Annotated in this window: 10 protein-coding genes; 5 read left to right on the top strand and 5 right to left on the bottom strand. The window is 40.6% G+C overall.

From position 1 onward, the window contains the following. Nucleotides 1-40: 40 nt before the first annotated feature. Nucleotides 41-1120, bottom strand: coding sequence for a 3-phosphoserine/phosphohydroxythreonine transaminase (serC, locus tag NDN11_RS05880; RefSeq protein ID WP_167248213.1), 1080 nt, complete (start codon nucleotides 1118-1120; stop codon nucleotides 41-43). A gap of 348 nt (nucleotides 1121-1468) precedes the next feature. On the opposite strand from serC, the gene NDN11_RS05875 reads away from it, so the two are divergent. The 4 genes from NDN11_RS05875 to NDN11_RS05860 are packed head-to-tail and all read left to right on the top strand — an operon-like array spanning nucleotide 1469 to nucleotide 6378. Continuing rightward, nucleotides 1469-2965 carry a TolC family protein gene (locus NDN11_RS05875; protein WP_251111066.1) on the top strand — a complete coding sequence of 499 codons (1497 nt, stop codon included), beginning with the start codon at nucleotides 1469-1471 and terminating at the stop codon, nucleotides 2963-2965. Nucleotides 2966-2977: 12 nt separating this feature from the next. Then, nucleotides 2978-4135, top strand: coding sequence for an HlyD family secretion protein (locus NDN11_RS05870; protein ID WP_251111065.1), 1158 nt, complete (start codon nucleotides 2978-2980; stop codon nucleotides 4133-4135). A gap of 3 nt (nucleotides 4136-4138) precedes the next feature. Beyond that, nucleotides 4139-5269 (top strand): ABC transporter permease, encoded by a 1131-nt coding sequence (locus NDN11_RS05865; RefSeq protein WP_251111064.1) that lies wholly within the window; start codon nucleotides 4139-4141, stop codon nucleotides 5267-5269. Beyond that, entirely contained in the window at nucleotides 5266-6378 is a 1113-nt protein-coding gene (locus NDN11_RS05860) for an ABC transporter permease (protein WP_251111063.1), read from the top strand. Before NDN11_RS05865 ends, NDN11_RS05860 begins: the two co-directional genes overlap by 4 nt. Nucleotides 6379-6402: 24 nt before the next feature. Here NDN11_RS05860 and gyrA read toward each other — a convergent pair whose 3' ends face one another. Next, a complete protein-coding gene (gene gyrA, locus NDN11_RS05855) occupies nucleotides 6403-9135 on the bottom strand; it encodes a DNA gyrase subunit A (protein WP_251111062.1) in 2733 nt (910 codons plus the stop codon). A 222-nt stretch (nucleotides 9136-9357) separates the two neighbouring features. Here gyrA and NDN11_RS05850 point away from each other — a divergent pair, with 222 nt between their 5' ends. Next, complete coding sequence (locus NDN11_RS05850) at nucleotides 9358-9954, top strand: hypothetical protein (protein WP_251111061.1); 597 nt, start codon at nucleotides 9358-9360, stop codon at nucleotides 9952-9954. Nucleotides 9955-10001: 47 nt separating this feature from the next. Here NDN11_RS05850 and NDN11_RS05845 read toward each other — a convergent pair whose 3' ends face one another. The 3 genes from NDN11_RS05845 to xerA form a co-directional block, all read right to left on the bottom strand. Then, on the bottom strand, nucleotides 10002-10937 hold the full coding sequence (locus tag NDN11_RS05845; protein ID WP_251111060.1) for an FAD-binding protein: 936 nt from the start codon (nucleotides 10935-10937) through the stop codon (nucleotides 10002-10004). Nucleotides 10938-10954: 17 nt separating this feature from the next. Beyond that, on the bottom strand, nucleotides 10955-11704 hold the full coding sequence (locus NDN11_RS05840; protein ID WP_167248204.1) for an electron transfer flavoprotein subunit beta/FixA family protein: 750 nt from the start codon (nucleotides 11702-11704) through the stop codon (nucleotides 10955-10957). A 438-nt stretch (nucleotides 11705-12142) separates the two neighbouring features. Then, nucleotides 12143-13030, bottom strand: coding sequence for a site-specific tyrosine recombinase/integron integrase (gene xerA, locus NDN11_RS05835; RefSeq protein WP_251111496.1), 888 nt, complete (start codon nucleotides 13028-13030; stop codon nucleotides 12143-12145). Nucleotides 13031-13162: the final 132 nt, after the last annotated feature.

The following is a 13162-nucleotide window of genomic DNA, read 5'->3' as shown; positions in this document are numbered from 1 at the left end:
TCAATGTTGAGGGCTTTTATTATTAGCAACACTCTATTGCTTAACCATGACGTTTCGCAAACTCATCCATAAAGCTCACCAATGCTTGAACCCCTTCCAATGGTACAGCATTGTAAATACTTGCACGCATACCACCAACTGAGCGATGACCTGCTAAGTTTAACAAATGGTTTTGCTCTGCTTCTTTTAAGAAGGTTTTTTCAAGCGCTTCATCTGCCAAAGTGAATGGAACGTTCATCATTGAACGGTTTGGAATGGCAATTGGGTTGTTATAAAAATCGCTTGAATCAATATAACCATAAAGCAGTTTTGCTTTCTCTTGATTCACTTTATAGATCGCATCTACCCCACCCTGCTCAAGCAACCACTCAAATACCAGACCAGATAAATACCACGCATAAGTCGCAGGAGTATTCACCATTGATCCATTTTTAGCCTGATCTGCATATTTTAAGATGCTTGGAATTTCAGGTTTCGCTTGATCCAACAAATCATCACGAATAATGACAATGGTTAAACCTGCTGGGCCAATATTCTTTTGCGCACCCGCATAGATCAGACCAAACTTGCTGACATCTAAAGGTGCAGACAGGATACTAGATGAATAATCACAGACTAAAGGTGCATCCACTTCTGGAATGCTCGCAAATTGCAACCCACCAATAGTTTCATTATCAGCATAATGCACATAAGCTGCATCATTAGAAAGGTTCCAAGTACTTTGTGCTGTGATGCCATGCTTACCATCAATTAAAGTACCTGCTTTAACCACATTGATGTCGCCATAGCGCTTTGCTTCTTTTAGCGCTTTCTCAGACCAAATACCTGTATCGATATAATCGGCCTTGTTATTTTTACCCAATAAATTCAGGGGGATCGCTGAAAATTGTAGCGATGCACCACCTTGTAAAAATAAGACTTTATAGTTCTCAGGAATGTTCATGAGCTTACGTAAATCAGCTTCAGCCTTCTCTGCCACAGCAACATAGTCATTGCTACGATGACTCATTTCCATGATCGACAGACCTTTGCCTTGCCAATTCAACAATTCTTGTTGAGCTTTTTCTAAAACGGCAGTAGGTAATGCAGCAGGACCAGCGCAGAAATTATAAGCACGCATGAGTTTTCCCTTGTTAAAGTGGAACAAATTGGAATGGGAATTTAACCATAGATTGGCGAAGCTTGCAGCAGCTTATCCAGTAAATATTTCAATTTGATTGAGAAAATAGTACTAATTTTTCCATCATGCCTTTGTCATTACATTTATTTTAAGCGTCAATGCAAAGGTCTATTTTCTGATTTAATCAACCCGAATTTCACCAGTTTTAATTAGATTAAAAACTCTACTTTTTACAATTTCACTACACCAATCCTAGAGATATAACTATTTAATTAAAAACATATTATTTTAATTTTATAAAAAGAATTTAGACTAACTCAGGATATTATTAAATTGCGACCTACCCTAATGTTGAGACGACATGATCGACCGATTTTTCAGGTCAAACGGTTTCCTAAAAAGTTAAGCTTGAGCATAAGCTTAATTAGCTGTGCTCTATTTTCAACGGTACTATCTGCACAGACATTAAGTTATAGCCAAGCTGAACAATATGTTGTGGAAAATGCTTACGGGACACAAGCACAACAAGCTTTACAACAAGCCTCACAGCTTGAAATGGAAGCCATGAAGCATTTAGGTTTACCACGTATCGACTTAAATGCTCGTGCTTACTCATTTCATAGTGAAACCAGCGTACCTTTGGAATCGAGTAAACGCCGACTTGAAAACTCTCTCACGCGGGGCTTTGATGATAAATTGTCGCAATGGGGCAATGTGCTTCCTACAGAAGTCATTGATCAAGTCAGCCAAGGTTTTGATCAAACTGTACAAGAAGGTTTAAATCAGGTTCCCAATAATCTGGATGTCACGGTGAAAGACCATGATGTGCGCACTTCAATTTCAATGGTAATGCCACTCTATACTGGCGGTAAAATTAACAGTGCTAAACAGATTGCAACAATTCAAGCACAACGCTCAAATATCAGCGAAAAACAACAACAAGATTCGCAACGCTTTGAAATGATCCAATCCTATTTTAATGTGCAATTACAACAACAGTTACTCAATGCCAGCCTGTTTAATTTAAATGCAATGCAAGAACACTATAACAATGCACTTAAATTAGAGAAGCAAGGTTTTATTAATAAAGGCCAACGGATGCAATTTGAAGTGGCGCGCAATAATGCAGAACGCACCTATCAAAATGCTCAGTCGAATCTGCAAGCGAGCCAGTTTAGTCTAAAAAACCTATTACAGACTAAAGAAGGCTTAAACCTCACCACCCCACTATTTGTGAATAATGCACAAAATCATTCTTTGGATAAACTACTTGCAAATTATGATCAAAACTCCAGTTTGATTAAAAAGCTGCAAATGGATACCCAACTTGCCAATGAAAATGTCAAAGTTCAACAATCTGCGAAGAAACCAAGTGTTTTTGCCTTTGGTGAATATGGGTTGGACAATAAAGAGAATTGGATTGTCGGCGTGATGGCGAAATACAATTTATTCTCAGGTATTGATAACAACAAAAATATCCGTGCTGCCGAACTGAAAAAATACGCTGCTGAGCTCATGACCGAACGCACCAAGCAAGAAGTCGAAAATGTGCTTTACAAATCATATAGCGAATTAAACGCGTCTCAGACTAGCCACCAACTGCTGACCCAAAACACCAAAGCCGCACAAGAAAACTTACGCATCCAACAGCTTTCATTTAAAGAAGGTATGGGCACAGCGACTCAAGTGATTGATGCACAAAATGCATTCAGTGCATTAAGAAGTGAGATGGCGATAAATTCATATAAATACATCTTATCTTTAGCCACCTTATTACAAAGCTATGGTTCGATTGATGAGTTCAAGCTTTATGTTAATCAACCACGTACAGACTATATCCGTTAATTGGAGAAATTTATGAGCCAAGATCAATCATCATCCAATTCAGAACGCGATACAGATCAAGTGGACAATAAAACTGAGACCCAAGCTTCTGAATCACCTCAAGCACAAGTGACCTCTGCAGAAAAAGTAGAACAACCGAGACCTGAGACCTCAAATCAACAATTGCCTCCTACAGAGCCCGCAAAAAAAGGTAAGGCAAAAATCATCGGCTTAATTATTTTAATTTTGCTTTTAGGTCTGATTGCCTTTGGTTTATGGAAAGCCTATCAGCCGCAAGCCATTGAATTACAAGGTCGGGTTGAGTCAGAAACCGTACATATCAGCACCAAAGTACCGAGCCGTATTGAAGAGTTTTATGTATCTGAAGGTCAGCCTGTTAAAAAAGGTCAGGCCTTAGTTCGTTTTGTCAGTCCTGAGTTAGAGGCTAAAAAAGAACAGGCACAAGCCGCTTTACAAAGTGCAACCGCTTTTCATTCGACCGTGTATCGTGGTGCACAACAAGAAAATATCGATACGCTCTATGCCAATTGGCAAGCAATGAAAACCCAAGCTGAATTAGCAGCAACAACCTACAAGCGTGGTGAAACCTTATTTCAACAAGGCGTGATTTCTCGCCAACGTCGTGATGAAATGCTGGCAGCACAAACCTCTGCACGTGAAACAGCAGAGGCATCGTACCAACAATATGCGCGTGCCAAACGAGGTAGTACTGAACAGCAAAAATCAACTGCCGATGCACAAGTTGCTATGGCGCAAGCTGCAGTGAAAGAAGCCAATGCCTTAACTGAAGAAACTAAACTCTATTCACCAACAGATGGAACAGTATCTAAGACCTATGGCAAACCGACCGAACTGGTTGCAACAGCTGTTCCTGTGGTCAGTATTATCGAAGACCATGATTTGTGGGTCAGCTTAAATGTCCGCGAAGACATGTATAGCTCTGTTTATAAAATGAAAACGATTGAAGGGTTTATCCCTGCACTGAACCGTAAAGAAACTTTCAAAGTCAAAAATATTGATGCTGAAGGTGACTTTGCGACAATTAAAACTACGCGTCAAACAGGCGGTTATGATATTCGTAGTTTCAAATTTCACCTTGTACCAGAACAAAGCATTCCAGATTTAAAAGTTGGCATGAGTGTGTTGTTTAAAATTGAAGAGGCAAAATAAGCGATGTTTGCAGTGATGCTGCGGGAATTGCGCTATTTAAAACGCCATAAAGTGGATTTGTTTATGGCGGTCATTGCCCCTTTGTTGGTAATTTTGCTATTTGGCAGTATGTTTTCCGCTGGTAAAGCGGAACATTTACCCATTGTCGTGATTGACCAAGATCAAAGTGAGATGAGCCGTAAAGTGATTCATGCGCTCAGCATCAATCATACCTTAAAAGTAAAAACTATTACTGCCAGCCAAGATGAAGCCGAACGACTCATCAATAAAACCGATGCTTGGGGGTTCGTAATGATCCCTGAGGGGGCTGAGCAACGCCTGGTCAAAGCCCAAGATGCACAGATCAGTATTGCCTATAACCAGTCTTTTTTTAGTATCGGTAATACCATTTCTTCTGCCATGTTGATTAGTACCTTAAATGGAATGGCCGATTATATGGGGCAAAGCTATTTAGCCAATACCATTCCCTATTTAGATATGCCAACACCGCATATCAAGATCTCAACCCTATATAATCCAAGCATGAGTTATGAACTGTTTCTAGAACCTTTTATGGTGCCAGCAGTCTTACATTTATTACTGTGTTGCTGTGTGGCTTTTGCCATCGGTCAAGAATTTAAACGCAAGACTGTTGGTGCATGGGTCCAATCAAAACAAATAATTTCCAGCCTGTTGGGTAAAATCCTGCTCTATGTCTTTATTTTCTGCGCCTGGACTTGGTGCTGGATGTTCTGGCTCGCATATATTCGTGGTTACTTTATCGCAGGTTCACTTACACTGATCCTTGTTGCACAGTTTTTGCTGTATTTTGCCTATGCCGTGATTAGCAGCACTGTGGTTTTGGCAACACAGAATTTACCCAAAACCTTTGGTTTTATTGCACTCTACGGTGGATCATCACCAAGCTTTTCTGGGATTACCCTGCCTTTGAATAATGCACCCGCATTTACTCAATTCTGGTCAATGATTATTCCCTACACGCCTTATGCCAAACTACAAACTGAGCAATGGATTATTGGCAGTGATCTGTATGTTTCACTGGTTCCATTTGGGATATTGTTGATCTTTGCAGGTTTATTCTTTACTTTGAGCGTACGTCTGTTAAAGAAAAATACTCAGGAGCTATGCTCATGAAAGCATTTTTCGGCTATTACCTACAGACCTTTAAAAACATTTTTGCCAATAGCTCGGTGTTTACCACACTCATTGCCGCGATCTTGCTCTATAGCTTTTTCTATCCAACTGCCTATAAAGCACAAACCGCTGAAGATATTCCGATTGTGATTGTGGATGAAGAGCAGAGCATTTTGACCTCAAAAATCATTAGCCAAGCATCCAATAGTCCTCACATCAAAATCACCACCGTGACAGATAACTTTCTTGAAGCACAGCGCATGGTGAAAAACCAGCAAGCTGAAGGTATCTTGCTACTTCCTGAAAACCTGACCAATAGCTTAAAACGCGGTGAAATGGGCGGCATTGGGCTGTATTTGAGCACCGCCTATTTCATCCGAACCAAAGAGGTGGGTGTTGGTTTAGCTGGCTCTATTGAATACACCCTGAAAGAGCATCTCGAAAAGTTTGGCAGTGCCTCTGCGTTTGAGCCAGAACTTTCGATCCATCAAATTCCATTGTTTAACACGATGTCTGGTTATGGCAGCTACATCTTCCCTGCTGTGGCCAGTTTGATTATTCATCAGACTATTCTGCTCGGCTTGGCGATGCTCATTGCCAGTTACCGTGAACAAGGCTGGGTAGCAAAACCCGTAGAGTTCTGGGCCACTTTTGCAGCCATCTTTACCACAGGTTGTTTAGGCTGCCTGTATCTATTTGGCTTTACCTTCTGGCTATATGAATATCCCCATGGTGGCAATTTTTGGGGCATGCTGCTTGCCGTGCCGATCTATGTCAGTTGCGTGATTGGCTTGGGTATGTTGGTGGGTTCACTGGTTGATATGCCAGAGCGGGTTGGTCATTTGATTGTAGTGACTTCTGTGCCTTTGTTCTTACTGACAGGTACCGCATGGCCACATGAGGCCATGCCGCATTGGATGCAATACTTTGCATGGACATTACCTTCCACCCATGGTGTACAAATGTTTGTTCAACTCAATCAGATGGGTGTACCAACATCAATTGTTGTACCGAAGCTAATTTATCTTGCGACAGTCGCTGCAATATTATTGGCAATTTCTTATTATCGCTTGGTCATGATGAGACCAATAAAAAAGGAAGCTAATTAGCTTCCTTTTTTACGATCAGAGTATTTACGCTTCAGGTGTATCATCTTTCGGCTCAGCAGCCACTTCTTCAGAAGTGATTGCTTCGGCTTCAGTATTTTCTACTTCTTCTGTCGAATCTAACAACTCTTCGTCATCTTCTACAGCTTCAATCGAAACAACACCGACTAAGGTTTCAGCATCACTTAAACGAATCAAACGGACACCTTGCGCATTACGACCTGTAGTTGCAACTTCCGCAGCACGGGTACGGACCAATGTACCACCATCAGAAATCAACATGAGTTCTTTGGTTTCATCAATCGATACCGCACCCACAAGCTCACCATTACGTTCGCTGGTCTTGATCGCAATCACACCCTTACCACCACGTTTCTTGGTCGGGAAGTCATCAACCGGTGTACGCTTACCATAACCATTCGCACATGCACAAAGCACTTCGCCAGTTTCAGGTACAACCACCAGTGAAACAATACGGCTAAGCACATTTGAATCCGAGGAATCATCATTATCTTCAGAATCATCATTTTCAACGTCAGCATCATCAGCTTCAATGGTATTGCTTGCGAAGCTTACGCGCATACCGCGTACGCCTTTCGCAGTACGACCCATCGCACGGACATCAGTTTCAGCAAAACGGATTGCCTTACCTTCGTTCGAGAACAACATGATCTGCTGATTACCATCGGTAATTGCAACACCAATCAAGGTATCTTCTTCGTTTAGCTCAATCGCACGTAAACCGTTTGAACGCACATTACTAAATTGTGCAAGTTCAACACGTTTTACCGTACCCGATGCCGTTGCCATAAACACATAGTGATTCTCAGGGAATTCCGTCAATGGCAAGATTGCAGTTACAGTTTCATTCGCATCTAGTGGAAGCAAATTGATAATTGGACGACCTTTTGCACCACGTGAAGCTTGCGGCACTTCAAACACTCTCAAGCGATAGACTTTACCGACATTGGTAAAGCACAGTACCGTTGCATGGTTTGATGCCACAATTAAATGCTGGATGATGTCATCATCTTTCATTGCTGTTGCAGACTTACCACGACCACCACGACGTTGCGCTTGATAGTCAGAAAGTGGTTGAGTTTTTGCATAACCTGTTTGCGAAACAGTCAATACAACCTGTTCTTCAGGAATCAAATCTTCACGGCAGAAATCAACACCAGACTCTACAATTTCAGTACGGCGACCATCACCATATTGCTGCAAAATCAACGCAAGTTCTTCACGAATCACATTCATCAACAAATTGAAGTCATTTAGAATTGCAGTTAATTCAGCAATTTGACCCAAAATTTCAGTATATTCAGCGTGTAACTTGTCTTGCTCTAAGCCCGTTAAACGGTGTAGACGTAATTCTAAGATCGCGCCAACTTGAGTTGGTGACAAACGATAGACATCACCAGACAAACCAAATGGACGCGCTGGGTCTTCGCCTTCGATCTCATCTGGACGAACAGAAATCGCGCCCGCTTTTTCCAATAAAGCGACGACACCACCACCTGCCCATTCACCTGCTTGTAAACGCTCACGCGCTTCAGCTGGGTTAGCAGAAGTTTTGATGGTTTCAATAATTGCATCAATATTGGCTAATGCAACCGTCAAACCTTCTAAGATATGACCACGCTCGCGTGCTTTACGCAATTCGTACATGGTACGGCGCGTAACTACTTCTTGGCGATGACGAATAAATGCTGCAATAATATCTTTCAGGTTCATCAACTTTGGCTGACCATTGTCTAGGCAGACCATGTTGATGCTGAACGAATTTTGCAATTGCGTATGCAAGAATAAATTATTCACCGCAACTTCAGCATTTTCACCACGCTTCAAATCGATGGCAATACGCATACCATCTTTATCAGATTCGTCACGAAGCTCAGAAATGCCTTCAAGTTTCTTTTCTTTGACTAACTCAGCAATACGCTCAATGGTTTTTGCTTTGTTGACTTGATAAGGAATTTCAGTAAAAACAATCGTAGTACGGCCAGTTTTTTGGTCTTCTTCAAAGTGATACTTACCACGAATATGTAAACGGCCTTTACCTGTACGGTAAGCATCAACAATGCCTGATTTACCGTAAATAATACCGCCTGTAGGGAAATCTGGGCCTGTAATATGCTCCATCAAACCTTCAATAGAAATATTCGGGTTATAGGCATAAGCCAAACATGCATTGACCACCTCAGTCATGTTGTGTGGCGCCATATTGGTCGCCATACCCACCGCAATACCTGTCGTACCATTAATCAAAAGATTTGGAATACGCGTTGGCATCACCTGAGGAATACGTTCAGAACCGTCGTAGTTATCTTCCCAATCGACCGTATCTTTTTCTAGATCAGCCAAGATTTCATGGGTTAGTTTCTGCATACGAACTTCGGTATAACGCATTGCTGCCGCGCTATCCCCATCGACCGAACCGAAGTTACCCTGACCATCAACCAACATGTAACGCAAGCTGAAGTCCTGCGCCATACGAACAATAGTTTCGTATACTGCACTGTCACCATGAGGGTGATATTTACCGATCACGTCACCGACAACACGAGCAGACTTTTTGTACGCTTTGTTATAATCATTGCCCAATTCGTGCATCGCATATAATACGCGACGATGAACAGGTTTTAGACCGTCTCTAACATCTGGCAATGCACGAGATACAATTACGCTCATCGCGTAATCTAGATATGAATGCTTGAGTTCGTCCTCAATGGCAATCGGTCTGATTTCCGATACGCTCATGCATACTCCTTGTTTACAGGTAGAGAGTTGTACCTGTTTTTATGTCTTCAATCTTGCAAAATTTTAGCTCAAGAGCTTGAACTAAAAATAAAAAATACAGCGAAAAATTATAGCATAAAATGCTCGCAGACTGGGAGTTTTTGATACAAATAGATTGTCGTATTTTCTTTATTTATATAGAATTTGCGGAAAATTATTAAGCAAAAATTTATTTCTGAAAATATGTCAAAACCAAATCAAGATTATCGCTACCGCATCTCAAAACGCATGTTTAAATACTACAATCAAGAAAATCATAATATGCTATTTGGAATTGGTCGTATGCTCTGCAACGCACCATTTTCAAATGTATTTTCTCAGAATATTTTCCCCATAAAAAACAAACATAGAAAAATCGACATAGACATCTTAAAACAAGTACTTATCCCATATCACTTAGATTATTTCTACAATAATATACATTCTGATCTTTCAGCAGAGCACATCACTCATTTACACAAAAATGAACTGCAATGGGATCTTGAAGTCTTTGAATCAACAGAAATTAACCTCTATATTGCCAAACAACTCACCAATACATTACACACCTTGCAATCAACTGAAAATTTAGAAGAAATATTCCAATATGGTATTGAATATATTTCATGGAAACTGACTGATAATCTTACCTTTATGAATAATGACTGGAGTATCAAATTTCCAACGTGGAAATGTGAAATTTCCTCACCTTACTACAAATATCATTTATTAATTATGCAGTTAACACATGGTCTAGTTGTTACATCCTTTTGCTTCCCTGTTTTAAAATCCTCCCAATAAAAAAAACGCTCCTTTCGGAGCGTTCTTCAACTTTTATTCAGAGCGAATTAAAGTTTAGATACCAATTCAGGTACTACAGTGTTCAAATCACCAACTAACCAGTAGTCAGCAACACTGTTGATTGGCGCTTCTTCGTCTTTGTTGATTGCAACAATAACTTTAGAATCTTTCATACCTGCCAAGTGCTGAATCGCACCAGAGATACCAATCGCCATATAAAGATCTGGCGCAACGATTTTACCTGTTTGACCAACTTGGAAATCGTTTGGTACGAAGCCAGCATCTACTGCAGCACGTGAAGCACCTTGAGCAGCACCTAGCTTGTCAGCTAATGGGTCAAGTACTTTGTGATAGTTTTCACCAGAACCTACACCGCGACCACCAGAAACAACGATACGTGCAGCAGTTAACTCTGGACGATCAAGTTTCACGATTTCTTCACTTACAAACTTAGAAATACCAGCATCTTTCGCTTCAGCAACAGCTTCAACTGTAGCAGAACCGCCTTCAGCAGCAACCGCATCAAACGCTGTACCACGAACTGTACCAACGATGATTGCTTCATCAGATTGTACAGTTGCGATCGCATTACCCGCATAGATTGGGCGTTTGAAAGTATTTGCAGATTCAACAGCGATGATGTCTGAGATCATGCTTACGTCAAGAAGCGCAGCAACACGTGGAAGAACGTTCTTACCAGTAGTTGTAGATGCAGCTAATACGTATTTGTATCCGCCTTTCGCGATGTCAGCAACTAAGCCAGCAACGTTTTCAGCCAATTGGTTTGCATAAGCAGCATTGTCAGCAAGTAATACTTTGCTTACACCAGCAACTTTAGCAGCAGCGTCAGCAACTGCTTGAGCACCAGAACCAGCAACTAATACAGTAATATCACCACCGATTTTTTGAGCTGCCGCAACAACGTTTAAAGTTGCACCGTTAAGTGTCTGGTTGTTGTGATCAGCGATAACTAAAATACTCATGATTTTATCCTTCTGTATTAGATCACTTTCGCTTCGTTTTTCAATTTTTCAACAAGCTCGTCTACAGACTTCACTTGTACGCCAGCTTTACGTTCAGCAGGAGCTTCAACTTTAACTGTTTTAAGTTTAGTACCAGTTGCAACGCCATAATCAGCAGGTGACTTAGTATCAAGCGGTTTTTTACGCGCTTTCATGATGTTTGGAAGAGCAGCATAACGTGGCTCATTCAAACGTAAGTCAGTTGTGATAATTGCAGGAAGTGCAAGCTCAACAGTTTGTAAACCACCGTCAACTTCACGAGTTACTTGAACTTTACCGCCATCAACTTTAACTTCAGATGCGAAAGTACCTTGACCAGCACCAAGTAAAGCACCAAGCATTTGACCTACTTGGTTAGAGTCGTCATCAATTGCTTGTTTACCAAGAAGAATAAGTTCTGGTTTCTCAGCATCAACAACGCCTTTCAAGATTTTAGCAACTTCTAGAGCGCCAACTTCATCAGCAGTTTCAACTAAAATACCGCGGTCAGCACCTAAAGCCATTGCAGAACGAATTTGTTCTTGAGCGTCTTTAGAACCCACTGAAACAACAACGATTTCAGAAACTGTTCCTTTTTCTTTTAAGCGAACCGCTTCTTCCACTGCGATTTCACAGAATGGGTTGATTGACATCTTAACGTTGGTAAGGTCAACCCCACTATTGTCCGGCTTAACACGAACTTTAACGTTGGCATCAACCACACGTTTTACAGCGACAAGAGCCTTCATGTAATCCTCGGCTGTTCTAAGCAAGTAAATGTAATGAAGAGCATTCTAACTCTTCGATTGAAACTTTTTAGGTGCCCTATCTTGCAATGTATTTGGCATTTCGGTCAAGTCACAATTTCCGCTACAGCCATAAAAAAGATGAAACGCTCAGTTCACATATTGAAAATAGTTATTGATGCAACAAATTTAGTTAATCAATGCGATGAATATTAAACTTTGATTTTTTTAATATTTTATAAAATTCAACGATCTAAAACAGCCCTTTTGATTTAAATGAGTACGATCTGTAACGGATCGTTTCTGATAAATTTACATGTCTTTTCACTTTCAAAAAAATGCGTCAATTAAGTAAGAACATCAATTCAACAAATCTCATAAATAAAGTGGAAAAGTCATCGATGATTAAATGCTCAATTTTGCAACATAATATATCAAAATTTAGTTTTTTTGCGCTCTTGGGTGAGTTTGATCATACACTTTAGCCAGTTGTTCAAAGTCAACATGGGTATAAATTTGAGTGGTCGACAAATTACTGTGCCCCAACATCTCCTGCACAGAACGCAAATCGCCACTGGCAGATAACATATGACTGGCAAAACAATGCCTTAATAAATGTGGATGTAAATCTACATTTACACCTGCACGCTGTGCTTGCAATTTGACTCGATTTTCAATTTGACGCGGTGTTAAAGCATTACCACGTTGTGAGATAAAAACTGATGAATCCGCATTAAAGCCACCTTGCCAAATTCGATAGATTTTTAACCATTCAACCAAACTGTCTTTGGCCTTCAAGCCAAAAGGAACAATACGCGTTTTATTGCCCTTACCCGTAATACGTAAAAGTTGTCGGTTAAAGTCTACATCTTTAACACTCAGTCCTTGTAATTCAGCCAAACGTAAACCACTGGAATAAAGCAATTCGAGCATGGCTTTATCACGTAACCATAATTGTTGTTCGATCGGCTTTTCTGGCGCTGCTTGATCTAAGATCTGATGCACTGTTTCAATATCAATCATCCCCGGTAATGGCCGTGGCTGACGCTTTAATCTAAAATCTTCGGATGGATTCTGCTCCAGATATTGTCCTTGTTCCGCCCACTTCATAAATTGGCGAATCGAGGTTAAATGACGCTGCAAGCTACTACTACTCAGTTGATCTCGTTCAACCCGACTAGCCAGATACTCTCTCAAATCTGATGCTTCAATATCTTGGAGTTGTAATTGTTTATATTCACAAAACTTAAAAAAATCGGTTAAATCGCGTTGATAAGCGGCAATCGTATGTTCAGATTGATTTTGAATCGTTCGTTCTTTTAACCACATGGACAGCAGTTTTTCAGGGCTTTCCAAGTTGCTCTCCAGTGTTATGCCTATACCAACAGCTACAGTCTAACAAACTTTAACTGCGATTTATCGTTAAACCAATATCGAAGTATTGATGCTTGTGTAATACAA

The sequence above is a fragment of the Acinetobacter sp. C26M genome (assembly GCF_023702675.1).
GTDB lineage: Bacteria > Pseudomonadota > Gammaproteobacteria > Pseudomonadales > Moraxellaceae > Acinetobacter.
The sequence above is the reverse complement of the archived record's forward strand: the minus strand, read 5'-3'. Positions and strand labels throughout refer to the sequence as shown.